Source organism: Thalassobacter sp. (assembly GCF_982993085.1).
Map to the genome: position 1 here is coordinate 1 of NZ_CEZFMW010000065.1, position 19,468 is coordinate 19,468.

A 19,468-nucleotide genomic window follows, 5' to 3' on the forward strand; every position below is an offset into this window, starting at 1 on the left:
TTCTGGTCGCGGCTCTTTCCGCGTTTTATGCGGGCTTCCACATGGCCGCGCTGAACGGCGTGTCGATCGCAGCTTGGACCGGGATCACGATCCCGCTGCTGCCGTCCTTTCCCCTAGAGACATGGAATTTCCGCATTGTGCACATTGCAGGCGCGTTGATCCTTGGCTTTATCCTTTTTTCCGGCCGCTCTTTCCCCGATGACGACGCTGAGGCGTCGGGTCACTCGGTGCTGGACTACGCGGCTTATGCCCTGATGTTGCCCGCGTTTTATGCGCTGTGGACAGCGTTGGGCTTTGCCTCTGACATTGCGGGTGGTGTCGCTTGGAACGGGATTGATCCGGGCATCAAGTCCCGTGAGATCTGGCACTTTGGGGTGCCTTTGCTGGCCGCGACGGCGGGTGGCATTGTGATCGGCTGGGTCCGGACCCGGGCGCGTGGCCAGATCGTGCCCGCCGACCTGTTGCTGGGCCTGTGTGGTATCGCAGCGGCGACCTATTTCATCACGATCTACGGCACGTTGATGCGCAACTCGACCGGCACGCCCTTTGCGCCCATCGGGATTTCGCTGGCGGCGGTTGCGGGCGTGGCCCTGATCATGGAGCTGACGCGCCGGGTTGCGGGCCTTGCGCTAATCATCATTTCGGGCGTGTTTTTGGTGTATGTGTTCACCGGGGAAATGCTGCCGGGGTTCTTGAACGCGCCGGATATCGCGTGGACGCGGTTCTTTAGCCAAGTTTATACCGACGCCGGGATCCTAGGACCAACCACGGCTGTGTCCTCGACCTATATCATCCTGTTTATCATTTTTGCGGCGTTCCTACAGGCGTCCAAAGTGGGTGATTACTTTGTGAACTTTGCCTTTGCCGCCGCAGGGCGTGCACGGGGTGGTCCGGCCAAAGTGGCGATTTTTGCGTCGGGCCTGATGGGTATGATCAACGGGACATCGGCGGGCAACGTGGTGGCGACAGGTTCGCTGACGATCCCACTGATGAAAAAGGTTGGCTACCACAAGAAAACCGCCGGCGCGGTTGAAGCCGCGGCCTCTACTGGGGGGCAGATCATGCCGCCGATCATGGGGGCAGGCGCCTTCATCATGGCCGAGATCACAGGCATCCCATACACCGACATCGCCATTGCGGCGATTATCCCGGCGATCCTCTATTTCGCATCGATCTACTTTATGGTCGATTTCGAAGCAGCCAAACTGGGTATGCGCGGCATGCGCGAAGATGAGCTGCCCAAGTTCCGCGCGATGGTGCGCCGTGTGTTCCTGTTTTTGCCGATCATCATTTTGATTGTCGCGCTGTTTATGGGGTATTCGGTGATCCGGGCGGGGACTTTGGCCACGGTTGCGGCCGTTGTCGTCAGCTGGGCCACGCCTGAGCATTTCTCGCTCAAGCAGGCCGGGTTCACGTTGCAGCGTTTGTTGGTTCTGGCGATTGCGGTTCTGACGGTGATCCTCACGGTGGCCTATGTGACCATCACGCCGGCTGAGCCCGGTGCGCCATCGCCCGCGTTGATCACCAACCTGTCGCTGATTATCTCGGCGCTTGTGGCGGTCACGTTTGTCTATGTCACTTACATCGAGATGGCGGGCAAAACAGAACGACAGGGCCTTGGCCTGAGCGGTATGCTCAAGGGGCTGGAACTGGCTGGTGTGATGTCGATCCAGATCATCGCGGTCTGTGCCTGTGCGGGTATCATCGTGGGGGTGATTTCGCTAACGGGTGTGGGGGCGCGGTTCTCTAGCGTGCTGCTGAACCTTGCAGGTGTGTCGCAACTGCTGGCATTGTTCTTTGCGATGTGTATCGCGATCTTGCTGGGCATGGGGATGCCAACAACGGCGGCCTATGCGGTTGCGGCAAGTGTTGTGGCACCGGGTCTGGTGCAACTGGGTATCCCGCAGCTGACGGCGCACTTCTTTGTGTTCTATTTTGCGGTTGTCTCGGCCATTACGCCGCCTGTGGCGCTGGCCAGTTATGCGGCGGCGGGCATATCGGGGGCCAACCCGATGGAGACCTCGGTGGCGTCGTTCAAGATTGGTATCGCCGCGTTCATCGTGCCGTTCATGTTCTTCTACAACTCGGCCATCTTGATGGATGGCACATGGTTCGAAGTGGGCCTTGCGGGTGTCACGGCGGTGTTTGGGGTGTTCCTGCTGAGCTCTGGTGTGCAGGGCTGGTTCGCGGGGGCCCGTGTGGCGTGGTTTATCCGCGCGGCTCTGATCCTTGCGGCGTTGTTCATGATTGAAGGCAGCTGGGTTACGGATGTCATCGGTGTGGTTCTGACGGGGGCGATCTTTGCGGTGCAAAAGGTTTTTAACCCACCCTCAGACGCACAAATCACGGTGCACGGCGCAGACTAAGCGGTAAGCAAAAGTCCTTACGAAACAGTGGAAAAACCCCGGCCTTGCGTCGGGTTTTTTTCGTTTGTCTATGGCTTGCTTGGCCCGCGCGCTTGGATTAGCGTTGCATAGGTATGCAATTGCGATTTGCAAAACGGAGCCAAGCCCATGACGATCACTTACCTTAAACGCGGTATTTCGGATGATGTTCGCGCCGATGATGACGCCAAAACCGCCGAAATCGTGGCCGCCACACTGCGTGATATTGAGGCGTGCGGCGACACGGCTGTGCGCGAGTTGGCCAACAAATTCGACGGCTTTGATCGCGAAAGCTATCGGCTGAGCGAGGCTGAGATTGAGGCGATCATCGCCCAAGTCTCACCAGAGGATATGGCGGACATCAAGTTTGCGCAGGATCAGGTGCGTGCCTTTGCCCAAGTGCAACGCGACAGCATGTTGGATGTTGAGGTCGAAACGATGCCCGGCGTGATCTTGGGTCACAAGAACATCCCAGTGCAATCCGTGGGCTGTTATGTTCCGGGCGGCAAGTTCCCGATGGTTGCTTCGGCGCATATGTCGGTGGCAACGGCCAGCGTGGCGGGCGTGCCCCGGATCATCGCCTGCACACCGCCCTTTAATGGCGTGCCGAACCCCGCTGTGATTGCGGCGATGCATATGGGCGGCGCGCATGAGATCTATGTTTTGGGCGGTATTCAGGCCGTGGGTGCAATGGCAATCGGGACAGAGACAATCGACCCCGTGCACCTGTTGGTCGGCCCCGGCAACGCCTTTGTCGCCGAGGCCAAGCGTCAATTGTTTGGACGCGTTGGCATTGATCTGTTTGCAGGTCCGACCGAAACAATGGTGATTGCCGATGACACGGTCGACGCGGAAATGTGCGCGACGGATTTGTTGGGGCAGGCCGAGCATGGCTATAATTCTCCGGCCGTTTTGGTCACGAATTCGCGCAAGCTGGCAGAGGACACCCTGCGGGAGATTGACCGGCTGCTAGAAATCTTGCCCACGGCGGATACGGCTTCGATCAGTTGGTGCGACTATGGTGAGGTGATCGTGTGCGACACCTATGATGAGATGCTGGCTGTGGCGGATGATATCGCGTCGGAGCATGTTCAGGTGATGACGGACCGTGACGATTGGTTCCTTGAGCATATGACCTGTTACGGGGCGCTGTTCTTGGGTCCGCGTACCAACGTGGCCAATGGCGACAAGGTTATCGGCACGAACCACACGCTACCCACCAAGAAAGCGGGTCGGTATACGGGCGGACTTTGGGTGGGTAAGTTCCTCAAGACACACAGCTATCAAAAGGTCACGACCGATGAGGCTGCGGCGCAGATCGGGGCCTATGGCTCACGACTGTGTATGCTTGAAGGGTTCGCGGGTCACGCAGAGCAATGCAACCTGCGTGTGCGGCGCTATGGCGGGGTAAATGTGCCCTACGCAGAGGCCGCGCGCTTGCCGACCGAAAAAGCCTAACGAAAGGCTGCCAATCTGAACGCCAGGATCGCCCTCGGGCGGTCCTGTTGTGTTTTGTGGCGGAAACCTAGGTAGGGAAAACCATACCCCCAAAAGTTAATGCTGCCTGCTAGCGTGCTCTCCGTTGTTGGTCAATGAGTCTGGAGGGTCGAATGCGGGGTTGGACAGTCGCCGTTGTGTTGTGTGTTTTGGGGGCAGGTTGCGCAGAGCACAGCCTATTGAAGGAAGAGGCTGCGGTGCTGCGCAGCAGTCCGGTCACCTCAACAAGTTATCTGAAAACTCTGGCGTCCCACAGTGACGCGCTTTCGGTGGCCTACAGGCAGGCGGCTCGTGCCGCGACCGAGGGGCAAAATGTGGCCGCCGTTCTCACGTATCTGGCAGCAGGCAGTTTTGTCGTTGGAGCGGTGGGCAGCGCGTCTGATATGGCGCTAGCGAACCGTGGCCTGCTTGGGGTTGCCAGCACCTCTGTGGCGACGCGTACGGTGTCGCAGGATACTATCAAGGGTATCTATATCGCTGCGAAGCGTATGAATTGCGTGGCGACGACTGCAAACATGGGGCGCTATTTGATGGCGCGTTCGACAGGTCCGACCAAGGGCATGGCCCGCGCCGCGACCTACGGTGCGATTGAGGAAATCCGGATCATCACGCGCGAGGCGTTGGTACGCGACGTGGCTGACTTTGCCACCATTCGCGACGATCTGCTGGCGGGTGTCGGTGGCAATGAAGATGCGCTAAAAGCTGCTGGCCGCGAGGGAAATGATGAAGCGCGCACCGAGATCGATTTTGTCCGCCTCAACCAATATTTGGCTTTGTTGGAAAATTGTTTGCTGGACGCGGCCAAGGTGACATCGGTGTCGCCGCTCCCTAAGGAGGCTCCATAACCCGTGGTCCTGCTATAGGCTGGCGTCCTTTTCGGCTTGGGTCAGCATTGGGCTGACGCGCGGGGCTGTGCCCGTTTCCGGCCGCGAGCGTGTGCGGAGTACCGGTGTCGTGGCGGACCCGCCGCCGCGCGCCTCACGCAGGACAATGTAGAGACCGCTGGCGATGATGATGGCAACGCCAAGGATGGTTGCGCCGTTGATCGCTTCATCGAAGAACAGCCAGCCATAGACCGCGGCCCAGATGATCTGGGAGTATTGCATAGGCGCCACGAGGGCGGCATCGGCCCGGCGGTATGCGCCGATTAAGCAGAGCGTCGCCACAAACCCAAACACAGCAACCACCACGACCAAGCCGAAATCTTGCAGCGGCATAGGTTTGTAAAAGAACGGCAAAATCGCGCCCATCACGACCACATTGGCCACCATCGGATAGAGCATCAAAACGGCAGAGCGTTCTTCGCGCCCGATTTTACGCACAATGACAGAAGCCAAGGCGCCCGCACCCGCCGCCGTCAGCCCCGCGACGTGCCCAAGGGTGAAGTCCGTCGCCCCCGGTTGCAGCACCACCATAACGCCCACAAGGCCGACGATCACGGCCATGCCCCGCCGCCAGCCCACGGTTTCGCCAAGGATGGGAACGGCCAAAAGGGTGATGATCAGCGGTGTCGCAAACAGCAGCGCGTAGGTCTGCGCCAGCGGCAGGACCGAGAACGCGTAAAAGGCTGAGATCCCGGTGATAACCGCCGCTGCTGTGCGCAGCCCGCTCCACCATGGGCGATTGGGCCGTAGGTTCGCCGTGGTCGCATCCCGCAGCAACATCACTGTCACAAGTGGAAAGCCTAACAGCACGCTAAAGAACACGATCTGAAAGGGCGCGTAGGCGCCACCAAGTGCTTTGACCGCGATATCGTGGGTGGCAAAGACGCCGAATGCGGCGAGGCCCAGCAAAAGCCCAGACAAGTTAGAAGAAGGTGTAGACGACATATCAGAGCTTTGGGTGTTTGGATTTGGGGTCCCGCTATTCCTGCGCCCGTGGTCGGTTTTCGGCAAGGCTTGATTTTCAATCGCGCTTTGGAGGCGCAGGTGGACCATAAAAAAATGCGCAAAGGCGGATGGGCCTTTGCGCATAATTTTTGGAGCGTTCGGCGCCGCCCGAGAGCGGCACGCGGTGCTTAGAGCGAGGCGTCGAGTTTTGCCAAGATCGCGTCTGTCATGCCGGATGTGGAGACAGCCGTTGTGTTTGCGTCACCCAACAGGTCGCCGGTGCGGACGCCATCGGCCAAGACGCCTTCGATCGCGGTCTCAAGGCGCGCAGCCTCGGTACCTTGGTCGAAGGAGTACCGCAGCGCCATTGCGAAGCTGAGGATACAGGCGATGGGGTTGGCTTTGCCTTGGCCCATGATGTCGGGCGCGGAGCCGTGGACGGGCTCATACAGCGCTTTGGGGCGACCATTTTCCATGGGTGCACCCAATGAGGCCGAGGGCAGCATACCGAGCGAACCGGTCAACATCGCGGCACAGTCGGACAGGATGTCGCCAAACAGGTTGTCGGTCAGGATGACGTCGAATTGTTTGGGCGCACGCACCAGCTGCATCGCGCCGTTGTCGGCGTACATGTGGCTCAACTCAACATCGGCGTAATCTTTGTGGACGGCCGTGACGACTTCGCGCCACAGGATGCCCGATTCCATCACGTTGGCTTTTTCCATCGAGCAGACCTTGCCGTTGCGGCGGCGGGCCAGCTCAAACGCGGAACGTGCGACACGGTCGATCTCAGCCTCGGTGTAGCGTTGGGTGTTGATGCCCACGCGCTGGCCGTCTTCTTCAAAGATGCCCCGCGGCTCACCAAAGTAGGAACCAGAGGTCAGTTCGCGCACGATCATGATGTCGAGCCCGGCAACGATGTCCTTTTTCAGCGAGGAGAAATCTGCGAGCGCATCAAAACACTGCGCGGGGCGCAGGTTGGCGAACAGGTCCATTTCCTTGCGCAGGCGCAGGAGGCCGCGCTCTGGCTTTACGGAGAAATCGAGATCGTCGTATTTGGGGCCGCCGACAGCGCCCAGAAGGACTGCGTCGACTTCTTGGGCGTGGGCCATTGTGTCGTCATGCAGGGGCGTGCCGTGCGCGTCATAGGCCGCACCGCCCACAAGGTCTTCGCTGACGTCGAATGCCAGCCCGCGTTTGTCCCCGAACCAGCCGATGACGCGCTGCACTTCGGCCATGACCTCGGCACCAATCCCGTCACCGGGCAAAATCAGGAGGGAAGGGTTGGACATGCGGGCGCTCCTTGCACTGCGTTATATATCGCAGCGGTGGGTAGCGGAGGTCTGCCCTGGGGTCAAGAATGGGCGGCATCTGTTAGCGCGTGACGGTCACCCACACCAAACGGTCAGCGCCTGCTTGCTCGACCGTGGCGGCAAAGGGGTCATCCGGGGCAGGCCATAGGACACCGCTGCCGATGATGGTCCAGTCGCGGCTTGGCAGGATGTAGTCAACGCGCAGGGGGCCGGGCGGTTTTTGCCACGCGGCGGTGTCCTGCGCGGGGGGACCAGTGTTTGGGATGTCGCTGTCAAAGACCGCGCCGCCGGGGCTGGTGGGCGCGGGGTCTTGGAGGCGGGGGTGTTGCAGGAGCGCGAGCAGGGCCGGGCGGTGGCCTTCGCCGTCCACGGGGTCAAGATTAAAGCGGCCCGCGATGATCGGCGCGGTAAAGGCGCCGTCGGACAAGGCATTGGCCCAAAACAAAAGTTGGTCACGGTTGCGTAGGCCATTACGATCCTCGGGGCCATCAAACACGGGCGGCGTTGCGGCCATGGCCAATAGGTCAAACGTGCCGCCTTGTGCCATGACCGGGACCCGCCAGTGCGCCGTTGAGGCCAGTGGCACCACGTCTGCCGCGGCGGCAGATAGGACCTCACGGGCGGCGGATCCGGGCACATCGGCCCACAGCACGCGCCCCATATCCTCGACCTCGCCTAACGGGAGCTTGGACAGGATTGCCAACCCATTTTCACCGCTAAACCAGCCATAACCGAGGGCGTCTTCGGGTTCATTCAGACGGCCATCACCGTCGATATCCACGCCAGATGCTTTGCCTGACATGGGCGAAATCGCAGCGATATGGTGGTATGTGTGGCCCGCCTCTGCCAAGCGGTCCTGCAATGCGCGCACGCCGTGCAGGCCGTAGTCGTGATCAACGCCGCTTAGGACAAGAATATCGGCGGTGGCCGATGCCAGAACGGCAATAGCGGCGGTGGATTGATCATCAGGGCGGTCCGTGAGGGTGCGCAGCATCAATCCCGGCCCTTTGCGGGTCAGGCCTGTGTCCATCCAAGCGATTTTGAGGGTATCGGCACCGGCCGCAGGTGCGGCCAGCAGTGCGTAGATCAGAAAGCGTGCAAGCCGTCGCCATGATCGATGCTGGCGTCCACGAGGCGTTTGCGCTTTGCGTCGATCATGTCGGACAAGCGGTGCATGGCGATGCCGCGCATAAACAAGGAGGCTGGCAAGAAGGCCCATAAAGTGACTGTCCAGACGAGTGTTAGGTCGTTGGAAAACATCGAAAGGTTGTGATTTGCGGCGATGAAAGCCGCAAGGGGTGGTGTGGTGTATGGGAGCACAAACCCTAAGATAATGTTAACGCGCGCGTCACGGTTCAACCGTTTGACCACGTCGGTACCGGCGGTTGGGTCAAAGGTGGGCAGGTTGATCCATACGTTGAAACTGCCCGTGGGAGACGGCCAGCTGCGCAACCGGATCAAGATTGCAAAGAGTGTGAGCGAGACCAAAGCCACCAAATAAGCCAGTCCGGCTGCGATCCGCACCATCTGTGCTTGCTCAGCCGTGGTGCCACGGGGCAGGGCGTCCATCACGATGCTCAGCGGACTATAGGGAAAGTCGACGCTGTGGCCCAGCAATAGGCCAATTGCGTTCACGAATTCGGCCAGCGGGGTGGGATCATACTGGCCGCGGCAGGCAACGGTGATCAAAAACAGCGTCGCGAAAAGCATCAAGAACCGCACGCGATTGTAGGGTGGTGCATCGCGGAATTCTACCAAGCCGGGGTAGGTCGCGGCGTATTCTACAAACACGAAAAACGCCGCAAAAATCGCGAGCAATGCTACGATTTGCGTGATCTCTTGCCCCAGTCCGGGCAACAGAAGTGACGGGGTCGCTACAAGAAGAGCCACCAAAATAGCACGCATGAACGCGCCTGTGAGCTGCGAAATCACTGCCTCATTACCTCAATTTGGACGGACGCGGTACGTGCCTTGTCCTTGTCCCAAGTTGAAACCCACCTTTGCGGCGGGCTGCCTTATTTATGCCATCACTTTGCCTAAATTAAGGCTGCCGCGCAAGCATCTGGACTCACAGCAGAATCTTTTTATTTCGTCATTTTTCTTGAGGGTGCGTTTTTAACGGGTTTACCAAAGACTTAGGCCCGCGCGGTGAGCACGGGCCTATATCTTGTGTCGAAAAGTGAGTCTTTTGAGTCACACTTCGCAGAGTGTTTTTAACGCGATGTTAAACCCACGGGCGGGCTTGTGATGCCTGTGTCTCAAAGGCGTCGATCGACGCGGCTTTTTCCATCGTCAAGCCGATGTCATCAAGGCCTTCGAGCAGGCAGTGCTTTTTGAAGCTATCGACTTCAAAGGCAAAGGCGGTGCCGTCGGTGATGGTCACGGTCTGCTCTTCGAGGTTAACCGTGATGCGCGCGTTTTCGCCTTTCTGGGCCTCTTCCATGATCACATCGACCTGCTCTTGGGGCAGCGCGATGGGCAGGATGCCATTTTTGAAGCAGTTGTTATAGAAGATGTCGGCAAAGCTTGGCGCGATAACGGCGCGGATGCCGAAATCGAGCAGCGCCCAAGGGGCGTGTTCGCGTGATGAGCCGCAGCCAAAGTTATCACCGGCGACGATGATCTCAGCGTTGCGATACGCGGGCTGGTTCAGCACGAAATCAGGGATTTCTTTGCCGTCATCGTCAAAGCGCATCTCATCAAAGAGGTTCACGCCAAGGCCGGACCGCTTGATTGTTTTCAGGAACTGCTTGGGAATGATCATATCGGTGTCGATGTTGATCAGGGGCAGGGGGGCGGCGACGCCCGTGAGCGTTTCAAACTTGTCCATGGGGTTCTCCTTTGGGGCACCTGTAGCGCCCTGCGCAAGCGGGCGCAAGATCAGGGCACGGCGAAGGTGAGTGCGGCCCAAAGTGAATGATACGCCACGCCGGGGGCCTCGGCGGGATCGCGCGGTTCTAAGGTGACGGCGTCCACAAGGTAGCGATATCCGGCGCGCACCGGCAGGACCGCGACCCCGTCCGCATTCGTGCGGTGCAAGGTGATCGTGACTGTGTCGTCTGGGGCTTTTTCAAACAGTTCAACTTGTGCGTTCTGACGCGGGCCGCCTTTGAGCATGACCAACACCGGCAGGCCGTTCGATAGGTCATCGGTGTAGGGGTTGGCGAGGGCGATAATCTCGGTCCGTAGGCCAAATATTTGGTCCCTACCGGCGCCGTCACCCACCCCGATCAGGGCCTTGGCGTAGCGGCTATAGCCCTCACGGAACCCCTCTTGGGGTAGGCCACGCGCTTCATGAGCGCTTCGGACATCACCGAAGTCTTTGTGATCAATGAACTTCTGAAACTTGTCCCAAGTTTTATACGCCAGCGTTTGTTCAGCGGCTTCGTGCGCAACGATCAACAGGCCCTCTGGGGCGCCCGAGAGTTGAAATGCCGGGTTGTCGCCCACGGTTGCGGCGACCTCGGCCTGCGCGCCACCTGCGACTTGTTCAAATCGAACCGAGCGGCGGGGCACATAGATAAACGTGGGCCCTTTGAATTCTTGGCCTACGTGGAACGCGGCAAGTGCGGTATCACCGGGCGCGATTTGATAGGCTAGTGGTTCGATCCAGAACTCATGTGCCTGTGCTGCGCTCGAAACCAAGACTTGTGTGGCACACATAAACGCGCAAACTGCGGGCAACAGCGATTTGAGGGGAAACATAATGGGCCGGGTCCTAACTTCGATATTAACCATGGTGACGCTTGTGATGGGGCTGTCAGCGGCTGCGAGCGCGCATGAGGTACGCCCCAGCGTCGCCGACATCACCGTGGCACAAGATGACGTGACCGTGCAATTGACGATCATGTTAGAGCCGGTTCTAGCGGGTATTGACCTTGGTGCAGTCGAGGACACGGATGAAAGCGCGCTGTCGGACCAGAACGATGCGTTGCGCGCATTGGACCCAGTCGCCCTGCGCGCCGAGTTTGACGCAGCATGGCCGACGATTGCCCAGAGCATCTTGATGCGTGCAGGCGATGCCCCCCTGACCCCTGATGTGACGGCCGTTACCATCCCAGAAACGGGCGATACCGACCTGCCGCGCGATACCGTTTTAACACTGGTGGCGCCATTGCCCGCGGGCGATGCGCCCGTGGTGTTCGGGCTCGCGGCGGAACTGGGCAGTGTTGCGGTGCGCCAACAAGCGGATGGCGCGTCCTACAGCGCGTTCTTGCAGGGGGGCGCGGTCAGTGACCCGTTGCCCCGTGGTGAAATCGCCGCTCAAAGCACCGCTGACGTTGTGACAAAATACGTAATCTCGGGGTTTGAGCACATCATTCCGTTGGGTATCGATCACATCTTGTTTGTGCTTGGCTTGTTCTTTTTCTCACTCGCGTGGCGGCCTTTGCTTTGGCAGGTTTCGGCCTTTACGCTGGCTCACACAATCACGTTGGCGATGGCCACTTTGGGTGTTGTAACTGTCTCACCTGCCATTGTTGAGCCGCTGATCGCCGCCTCGATCGCCTATGTCGCGATTGAAAACATCTTTCACAAACAAGACCGCACCATCGGGTGGAGCCGCATCGCGGTTGTGTTCGGATTTGGCCTGTTGCACGGATTAGGCTTTGCCTCGGTGCTGGGCGATTTTGGCTTGAACGACGGGCAGTTCATCGTGTCGCTGATCGCATTCAATGTGGGCGTTGAATTGGGCCAGATTGCGGTGATTGCCGTGGCCTTTTTGGCCGTTGGTATGTGGGCTGGGCGCAGGGCGTGGTACCGCCCATACGTCGTGGTGCCCATGTCTGCGGCGATTGCCGTTGTCGGGCTTTGGTGGGCGTTTGAGCGGACGTTCCTTGCCTAATCCAACTTAACCTGTTGTGGGGCGGGCGCACCCGTCCCGCCGGGCCCATCAACTGTGTGGTCAGAGCCGCACCAACAACGGAGCGGCGCATGGGACGTTTGTTTGGCCTGATCTTAAGCCTTTTGGGTGGGATTGCCCTTGGCCTCGGAGCCTTTTCGCTACTTACGATCCCAGAGGCGGGTTGGATTTCGGCGCAAGGGGCGCAGGCCGTTGGCACCGCTATTTTGCCCGGATTGGCGTTGTGGTTTGCGGCGTGGATCGCCTTTGTGCTGGATGCGGTTCAGCGTGACTTGAACGCGCTTCGCCAAGAGACTGCGGCTGTGGGGGCTACGCTTGCCCGTTTCGTCAAACAGGTGGAAGCCGCGCAGACACGTCCCAATCCGAACGCGACGCGTCGCTTCTAGCGCTTGCCTGTGCGGCGCACGTGCCTATGCTGGCGCCAACGCAGCACGCATGGGGACAACAGCATGGAAATCATCAGCGAAAATCGCTGCTTTGGGGGTGTTCAGGGGGTCTATGGCCATCGTTCCAAGGTGACGGGCACGGATATGACGTTTGGGCTGTTTTTGCCTGCTGAGGCGTCAGATGGTCCGGTGCCTGTGTTGTGGTACCTTTCTGGGCTGACCTGCACCCACGCCAATGCAATGGAAAAGGCCGGTGCGCAGGGCTGGGCCGCGGAACAGGGCATTGCCTTGATCTTTCCCGATACCTCGCCGCGCGGGGCCGATGTGGCCAATGATGCGGCGTATGATCTGGGGCAGGGCGCGGGCTTTTATGTCGATGCAACCGAGGCCCCGTGGGCCCCGCATTTCGCCATGGAAAGCTACATCGTGCAGGACCTGCCCAGCACAGTTTTCGATGCCTTTGCCCTGGACCCGAACGCCCAAGCGATTACTGGTCATTCCATGGGCGGGCACGGTGCGCTGACGCTTGCGATGAAACACCCCGGGCGTTTCCGCTCAGTATCGGCATTTGCGCCGATCTGTAACCCTGCGGCCAGTGATTGGGGCCAAAAGCAATTGGGTGCGTATCTGGGTGAAAACGCCGATTTTGAGGCCCATGACGCCAGCCACCTGATGCGCACTGATGGGCTGGATGTGCCGTTGTTGATCGACACGGGCACCGCTGACCAGTTCGGCGATTTGCTCAAGACTGAGGCGCTGGCCAGCGCTGTGGCCACACGCCGCGCCGAGGCCACGTTGCGCCTGCAAAAGGGCTATGACCACAGTTATTTCTTCGTCTCTTCCTTTATGGAAGACCACATGACCTTCCACTCCGAGGCCCTATACGCATGATCGACGCGGTTGTTTTTGATATCGGTAATGTTCTGATCGAATGGCAGCCAGAGCGCCATTTTGACCGCCACTACGGTGAGGCGCGCCGTCGCGATTTGTTTGCTTCCGTTGATCTGCACGCCATGAACGATCGTGTGGATGGGGGTGAGAATTTTCACGTCGTCCTCAAGGACACAGAGGCGCAATATCCAGAGTTTGCCGTGGAAATTCGTGATTGGCATGACAATTGGATCCAGCTTGCCGCGCCGGTGATCCCGCATTCTGTGCACCTGATGCGTGCGCTGCGCCGCAAGGGCGTGCCTGTTTTCTCGCTCACGAACTTTGGGATTGAGACGTTTGACTACGCGGTTACGTTCTACAGTTTCCTGAGCGAATTTGACCGCGACTACGTGTCGGGGCGTATGGGCGTGATCAAACCCGCGGCCCGCATCTATGAGATGCTGGAACAAGATTGCGGCGTCGCGCCTGAACGTTTGTTGTTCACTGATGACCGGGCCGACAACATTGAGGCCGCTGCATCGCGCGGGTGGCAGACGCATCAGTTTGAGGGGCCGCAAGGCTGGGCAGATCGCTTGATTGCCGAGGGGCTTTTAACACCCCAAGAGGCCACGCCTTAGGGCGACCTGATGGACGTTGTCTGGGCTCTTTTGACGATTGGGGCGCTGGGCGCTGCGGCGCGCGCGGTTGTTTGGAGTACGGAACGGCCCATGGATGGGGCTGCGCGCAACGTAGCGCCGGGGCAATTTGTTGGCCTGTCGGAGGGTGTGACCCACTACCAGTTTGAGGGGCCAGAGGATGGCCCGGTCATCCTGTGCATCCACGGGCTGACGACGCCATCGTTTGTGTTTGATGGGCTGGTGCCGGGGCTGGTCGCACAGGGCTACCGTGTGCTGCGCTATGATCTTTATGGACGGGGGTTTTCGGATCGGCCCAAGGGGGCCTATGACGTACGCCGGTTCACGGGGCAGGCGATTGAATTGCTGAACGCCCTTCAGATCAACTCACCGGTGACGGTCTTGGGGTATTCCATGGGCGGGGCGATCGCCGCGGCGCTGACGCAGGCGCATAGGGCGCGGGTCCAGCGGCTGATGCTGTTGGCGCCGGGCGGGTTGGGTCATGACTTAGGCCGGTTCTCAGAGCTGTGCGCTGCGGCGCCTGTGTTGGGCGACTGGGTGTTTGCGACCTTTGGTGGCTGGGTTTTTCGGCGTGACGCGCGCCGTGAACCGGACACTGTTGGCGCGGTGCGGGATCTAACTGCCCGTATTCAGGCCGAAACAAAGGGGCGCGGCTATATGCGTTCGGTCCTGTCGAGCCAACGCCATATGCTGTCGGTGGATCAGGCAGCGACGCACGCCGAGCTGGCGCAGTCGGGCCTGCCGGTGACGGCGATTTGGGGGGCAGCTGACACGGTCATCCCGCTGCGGGCGATGGACCGCCTTGCGCAGGCAAACCAATCCGCGCGCCAAGACGTGATCGAAGGGGCAGGCCATGACCTGCCCTCTGGTCACAGCTCTCAGGTGTTGCGGCTGCTGTTGTTGGACTAGGCCGCGGCGGTGCGGGCCGCAAGCGGGGCTTCCTTGATCGGCAGGTGCACCAGCGCAGATACCGCGCCCACTCCGACGCCGACCCACCAAACGATGGTGTAGGTGCCATAGGCATCATAAAGCGCGCCGCCCAGATAGACCCCCAAGAACCCGCCCAATTGGTGGCTAAAGAACACCAGCCCGTAAAGCGTGCCCATATAACGCATCCCGTAGATGTGGCCCACCAGACCAGAGGTCAGCGGCACAGTGGCCAGCCACAAGGCGCCCATCACAAGCGAGAAAACGATGACCGACAGTGGCGTGATCGGCAGCATGATGAATGCCGCAGCCGCGATGGTGCGGCCCGTGTAGATCGCCGCGAGCAGGTATTTGCGGCTATAGTGCTTGCCCAGATAGCCTGCGTAAATTGTGCCCGCGATGTTGGACAGCCCGATCATCGCAATGGCCATCGCCCCCAGCGCCGAGGTCGTGGTGATCCCAAAGGACCATAGCACGCTGTTTGGATCAATCGGGCCGCAGATTTCTGTGATCATTGCGGGAAAGTGGGCGGTGATGAAGGCCAATTGATATCCGCAGCTGAAAAAACCCACGAAAATCAGGATGAACGATTTGTCCTTAATGGCGCCGCGCAGGACTTCGCCCATGGATTGCTCTAGCTCGGCGCGAGTGGCGGGGGGCTGAACCGACCGCATCATCGGCAACGCGAACAGGGTCAAAAGGATGAGGCCCGCAAAGATCACGAACACCTCTTGCCACGCGAAACTGCCTAGCAGGTATTCTGCCAAGGGCGCGCCAATCACCTGACCGGCTGAGCCCGCAGCCGTCGCAATGCCCAACGCCATAGAGCGATGCTCATCACTGGCGGCGCGGCCCACAACCGCCAGGATCACACCAAACCCAGTGCCCGCAATGCCAAAGCCCACAAGGATTTCGAGCACTTGGTGCGCTTCGGGGGTGACGGCAAAGGACGACAGAACCAGACCTGCGGCATAGAACAACGCACCCAGAACGATGGCCTTTTTGTCACCAAACCGTTCGGCGATGGCGCCAAAGATGGGCTGTCCGATCCCCCAGGCCAAGTTTTGAATGGCAATCGCAAGGGAGAATTCGGCCCGCAACCAGCCAAATTCATTGGCAATCGGCAGCTGGAACACCCCAAAAGACGCGCGGATCGCGAACCCCATCATCAAAATAATCGAACCCGCAATCAGCACAGGAGAAATCAAAGAGGTACGGGTGGCTTGCATGACGGCTCCGGCGGGCTGAAGTTTGGCGCAACGTGGGGTGAATTTGTGTGGCGGTCAAACATGGATTTCTTGAACCGACGTAAATTATTTTTAAGTGGGCGTCTGCATCAATCAAGGTGCTTGCTGCGGCAAGGTGCGCGGGCCGGGGTATCTTTTGTTCCCGGCGCGCGCAGGCTACGTAAACCATATGTCTGATCCATTGACCGCCATATACGATGCCAAAGTTGCTGAAGGCAGCTTGCGACCGGACCCTGCACAACGGCTGGCCGTTGCAGCCCTAGAGGATTTGCGTCTGCGGATCGCCAAGCCCGAGAAAAAGGCGCTGTTTGGCATATTTGCCAAGAAAAAGCCAAGTGAGGGGCCCCTTGGCCTATACATGTGGGGCGGTGTTGGGCGCGGCAAATCCATGTTGATGGATTTGTTTTATCAGGCGCTGGATGTGCCCGCGCGGCGCGTCCATTTTCATGCCTTTATGCAAGAGGTCCATCGCGCCATGACCGCCGCCCGCAAGAACGGGGTTGAGGATGCGATTGTTCCTGTGGCCGAGGGCATCGCGACCCAAGCGCGGGTGCTGTGTTTCGATGAGATGCAGATCACGGATATTACCGATGCGATGATCGTGGGTCGCTTGTTTGAACAATTATTCGCGCGCGGCGTGTTCATTGTGACGACATCCAACCGGGTGCCGAATGACCTGTACAAAGACGGCTTGAACCGAAGCCTATTTGTGCCGTTCATCCGCCAGCTAGAAACCCGATTGATCGTTCATGAGCTTATCTCCTCTAAGGATTATCGGCAGAATAGGCTGGTGGGTTCGCCAGTGTATTTCGCGCCCTTGGGGGCAGATACGCGTGCGCAGGTGCAATCAATTTGGGATGATCTGACCGGCGGCCAATCCGAAGGGCTGACCCTGCATGTCACGGGCCGTGAGGTTGAGATCCCTGCGTTTTGGGGCGGTGTCGCCAAGGCCGATTTTATGGAACTGTGCGGCCGGCCTTTGGGAGCGGGCGACTACCTTGCCCTAGCAGAGGCAGTGCGGGTCTTGATCCTGACGAATGTGCCGCAGTTGGATAGCACGCGGTTCAACGAGGCCAAGCGGTTCGTCACGCTGATCGATGCGCTTTATGAGGCGGGGACCAAGCTGATTATCTCGGCTGCGGCCGAACCCGAGATGCTGTATGCCGAGGGTGCGGGAACATTTGAATTCGAACGCACCGCGAGCCGCCTGCGAGAGATGCAAGCCGCGGATTGGGGCCAGTAGTCCCGCCCGCTATCCGTTTTCGCGCAGGATATAGCCCGCCAGATAAAGCGAGCCGCAGATCAGGATGCGAGCGTCGGGCGTGTGGGCAATGATCTCACGGATTGCGCTGGCGGCGTCTGCGGCTGTGGTTGCTGTGAGCCCCGCACGGGTTGCGGCTTCGACGGTTTGGTCGGGTGTCAGGGTCGCGGCTTCGTCCGGGACGGCAATCGCATGCAGATGCTCAGCCTGTAGCGGCGTCATGTAGCCCGCGGCATCCTTGGTGTTGAGCATCCCACAGATAAGGTGCAGGGGCTTGGGCGGAAGCCGGGTAAGTGCCTCGGCCAATGCGTGGCCCGCTGCGGGGTTGTGCCCACCGTCCAGCCAAAGCTCTGCCGCACCCGCCAGTTCCACCAGCGGGCCAGTGCGCAGGCGTTGCATCCGGGCGGGCCAAGTGGCGTCGCGTACTGCCGCCTCCATCGCATCGTCGTCGAACGCTGTGGCCCCGCTGCGCGCCAGATGGCGCAGGCCCGCGATGACGATGCCAGCGTTTTGGACCTGATGCGCGCCGATCAATGCCGGAAGCGGCAAATCCAAAAGCCCGTGTTCGTCTTGGAAAATCAGCCGCCCGCGTTCTTCCCAAACGTGCCAATGCTGGCCATAGATCAGGCATGGCGCGCCCAAGGCTGCGGCGCGGGCCTCGATCACTTCGAGGGCGTCATCCTCTTGGGGGCCGACGATGCAAGGCACGCCACGCTTGATAATGCCCGCTTTTTCCGCGGCGATTTTGGCGAGCGTGTCACCGAGAAAGCCCTCGTGGTCCATTGACACAGGCGTGATGACCGTTAGCGCGGGGTTGTCGATGACATTGGTCGCGTCCAACCGCCCGCCAAGCCCGACCTCGAGCAATGTGTAATCTGCGGGGGTCCGGGCAAACGCCACGAGGGCGGCAACCGTTGTGATTTCAAAATACGTGATTGGGGTGCCGTTCTGGGCATCGTAGCACGCATCGAGGACTTGGGTCAGGGCGTCTTCGGTGATCAGTTCACCTGCCAGCCGGATACGTTCATGGAACCGCGCCAAGTGGGGTGAAGTATAGGCATGCGCGGTCATGCCCGCCCCCTCAATCCCGGCGCGGAACATGGCCTGGGTTGAGCCTTTGCCATTGGTGCCCGCGATATGGATCACGGGGGGCAGGGCGTTTTGCGGGTTGCCGACCTTTTCCAACAGATCCCAAACGCGGTCCAGTGTCAGGTCGATGATCTTGGGGTGGAGCGTCATCATACGCGCCAGCAATGCGTCAGAGGTCATTTCGGGCATGATGTGCAGGCCTTTGAGCGAGAGGGTATGGTAACGCGCGGCAGCGATCAGGCACCGCGCGGCCAAGGCCCGCGCCGATCGCTGCGCGTGGGTTAGCTTTTGGCGGCAGTGTCCGAGGGTGCGTCTGCCGCCAAGCTGGCCGCAGGCGTTTCATCGGGTTTGGGCAGATCGCCTTTGACCAATGCAGGTAGGCCCGTGAGCATACGGATAATCGTCGCCAATTCCTCCTTGAGGTGTTGGCGGTGCGTCACCCGGTCCAGCATCCCATGTTCCAGCAGATATTCGGCCCGCTGGAAGCCTTCGGGCAGGGTTTCGCGGATGGTTTGTTCGATTACGCGCGGCCCGGCAAAGCAGATCAGTGCGCCCGGTTCAGCGATTTGGACGTCGCCTAGCATCGCGTAGGATGCGGTCACACCACCGGTGGTCGGATGCGTCAAAACGACGATGTAGGGCAGGTTCGCTTCTTTGAGCATTTGGATGGCGACCGTGGTGCGCGGCATCTGCATAAGGCTCAAGATGCCTTCCTGCATCCGGGCGCCACCTGCAGCCGAAAACAGCACAAGCGGCTTGCGTGTGGCGACGGCGCGTTCAGCGGCCGCGATAATCGCGTTGCCGACGTACATGCCCATCGATCCGGCCATAAAGCCAAAGTCCTGAGCAGCAGCCACGATAGGGGTGCGAAAGATCTCACCCTCGGCAATCAGCATCGCTTCATTCTCAAGCGTGGCTTTTTGCGCGGCTTTCAATCGGTCAGGATATTTCTTTTGGTCGCGGAATTGCAGCGGGTCATGCGCGGGGGCGGGGACCTCAATCTCTGTGAAAATGCCACCATCAAACAGCGCGCTAAACCGGTCGCGCGGCGAGATATGCATGTGATTGTTGCAGTTCGAACAAACGTTCTGGCTATCGCTCAGCTCGCGGTGGAACAGCATCGTTCCGCATTCGTCACATTTGGTCCA

18 protein-coding genes are annotated in these 19,468 nt (G+C 59.8%); 9 read left to right on the forward strand and 9 right to left on the reverse strand.

Annotated features, from left to right (window positions below; translation table 11 throughout):
* Positions 1–41 precede the first annotated feature (41 nt).
* The 3 genes from AC4GMC_RS11140 (at position 42) to AC4GMC_RS11150 (ending at position 4,726) form a co-directional block, all read left to right on the forward strand.
* Positions 42–2,366, forward strand: a complete 2,325-nt coding sequence (locus tag AC4GMC_RS11140; protein WP_488082393.1) for a TRAP transporter permease — start codon at positions 42–44, stop codon at positions 2,364–2,366.
* A 147-nt stretch (positions 2,367–2,513) separates the two neighbouring features.
* The gene (gene hisD / locus AC4GMC_RS11145) at positions 2,514–3,842 is read left to right on the forward strand and encodes a histidinol dehydrogenase (protein WP_487877878.1); all 1,329 of its coding nucleotides are present in this window, start codon (positions 2,514–2,516) and stop codon (positions 3,840–3,842) included.
* A 152-nt stretch (positions 3,843–3,994) separates the two neighbouring features.
* Positions 3,995–4,726, forward strand: coding sequence for a hypothetical protein (locus AC4GMC_RS11150; RefSeq protein WP_487877877.1), 732 nt, complete (start codon positions 3,995–3,997; stop codon positions 4,724–4,726).
* 12 nt (positions 4,727–4,738) lie between these two features.
* On the opposite strand, the gene AC4GMC_RS11155 is transcribed toward AC4GMC_RS11150, so the two are convergent.
* The 6 genes from AC4GMC_RS11155 to AC4GMC_RS11180 all read right to left on the reverse strand — a co-directional run bounded on the left by AC4GMC_RS11155 (position 4,739) and on the right by AC4GMC_RS11180 (position 10,728).
* Positions 4,739–5,710 (reverse strand): DMT family transporter, encoded by a 972-nt coding sequence (locus tag AC4GMC_RS11155; RefSeq protein WP_487877876.1) that lies wholly within the window; start codon positions 5,708–5,710, stop codon positions 4,739–4,741.
* Positions 5,711–5,898: 188 nt separating this feature from the next.
* On the reverse strand, positions 5,899–7,002 hold the full coding sequence (gene leuB, locus AC4GMC_RS11160) for a 3-isopropylmalate dehydrogenase (protein WP_487877875.1): 1,104 nt from the start codon (positions 7,000–7,002) through the stop codon (positions 5,899–5,901).
* An 82-nt stretch (positions 7,003–7,084) separates the two neighbouring features.
* The gene (locus tag AC4GMC_RS11165) at positions 7,085–8,113 is read right to left on the reverse strand and encodes an endonuclease/exonuclease/phosphatase family protein (protein ID WP_490367024.1); all 1,029 of its coding nucleotides are present in this window, start codon (positions 8,111–8,113) and stop codon (positions 7,085–7,087) included.
* A complete protein-coding gene (locus tag AC4GMC_RS11170; RefSeq protein WP_487877873.1) occupies positions 8,110–8,928 on the reverse strand; it encodes a hypothetical protein in 819 nt (272 codons plus the stop codon). Before AC4GMC_RS11170 ends, AC4GMC_RS11165 begins: the two co-directional genes overlap by 4 nt.
* Before the next feature lie 319 nt (positions 8,929–9,247).
* On the reverse strand, positions 9,248–9,853 hold the full coding sequence (gene leuD, locus AC4GMC_RS11175) for a 3-isopropylmalate dehydratase small subunit (protein ID WP_487879396.1): 606 nt from the start codon (positions 9,851–9,853) through the stop codon (positions 9,248–9,250).
* Positions 9,854–9,903: 50 nt separating this feature from the next.
* Positions 9,904–10,728 carry a DUF4198 domain-containing protein gene (locus AC4GMC_RS11180; RefSeq protein ID WP_487877401.1) on the reverse strand — a complete coding sequence of 275 codons (825 nt, stop codon included), beginning with the start codon at positions 10,726–10,728 and terminating at the stop codon, positions 9,904–9,906.
* Position 10,729: 1 nt separating this feature from the next.
* On the opposite strand from AC4GMC_RS11180, the gene AC4GMC_RS11185 reads away from it, so the two are divergent.
* The 5 genes from AC4GMC_RS11185 (at position 10,730) to AC4GMC_RS11205 (ending at position 14,705) form a co-directional block, all read left to right on the forward strand.
* Entirely contained in the window at positions 10,730–11,866 is a 1,137-nt protein-coding gene (locus AC4GMC_RS11185) for a HupE/UreJ family protein (protein ID WP_487877400.1), read from the forward strand.
* A gap of 89 nt (positions 11,867–11,955) precedes the next feature.
* Complete coding sequence (locus tag AC4GMC_RS11190; protein ID WP_487877399.1) at positions 11,956–12,270, forward strand: hypothetical protein; 315 nt, start codon at positions 11,956–11,958, stop codon at positions 12,268–12,270.
* 63 nt (positions 12,271–12,333) lie between these two features.
* Positions 12,334–13,161 carry an S-formylglutathione hydrolase gene (gene fghA / locus AC4GMC_RS11195; RefSeq protein ID WP_487877398.1) on the forward strand — a complete coding sequence of 276 codons (828 nt, stop codon included), beginning with the start codon at positions 12,334–12,336 and terminating at the stop codon, positions 13,159–13,161.
* On the forward strand, positions 13,158–13,778 hold the full coding sequence (locus AC4GMC_RS11200) for an HAD family hydrolase (protein WP_487877397.1): 621 nt from the start codon (positions 13,158–13,160) through the stop codon (positions 13,776–13,778). The genes fghA and AC4GMC_RS11200 overlap by 4 nt, the downstream gene beginning before the upstream one ends.
* A 9-nt stretch (positions 13,779–13,787) precedes the next feature.
* The gene (locus AC4GMC_RS11205) at positions 13,788–14,705 is read left to right on the forward strand and encodes an alpha/beta fold hydrolase (RefSeq protein WP_487877396.1); all 918 of its coding nucleotides are present in this window, start codon (positions 13,788–13,790) and stop codon (positions 14,703–14,705) included.
* On the opposite strand, the gene AC4GMC_RS11210 is transcribed toward AC4GMC_RS11205, so the two are convergent.
* Entirely contained in the window at positions 14,702–15,952 is a 1,251-nt protein-coding gene (locus AC4GMC_RS11210) for an MFS transporter (protein WP_487877395.1), read from the reverse strand. The genes AC4GMC_RS11205 and AC4GMC_RS11210 overlap by 4 nt on opposite strands.
* A gap of 187 nt (positions 15,953–16,139) precedes the next feature.
* Here AC4GMC_RS11210 and zapE point away from each other — a divergent pair, with 187 nt between their 5' ends.
* On the forward strand, positions 16,140–17,213 hold the full coding sequence (gene zapE, locus AC4GMC_RS11215) for a cell division protein ZapE (RefSeq protein WP_487877394.1): 1,074 nt from the start codon (positions 16,140–16,142) through the stop codon (positions 17,211–17,213).
* Between the two features lie 9 nt (positions 17,214–17,222).
* On the opposite strand, the gene AC4GMC_RS11220 is transcribed toward zapE, so the two are convergent.
* Complete coding sequence (locus tag AC4GMC_RS11220; RefSeq protein ID WP_487877403.1) at positions 17,223–18,509, reverse strand: bifunctional folylpolyglutamate synthase/dihydrofolate synthase; 1,287 nt, start codon at positions 18,507–18,509, stop codon at positions 17,223–17,225.
* Positions 18,510–18,601: 92 nt separating this feature from the next.
* Positions 18,602–19,468, reverse strand: an 867-nt coding sequence (gene accD / locus AC4GMC_RS11225; protein ID WP_488093450.1) for an acetyl-CoA carboxylase, carboxyltransferase subunit beta, incomplete at its 5' end; no start/stop codon positions are given.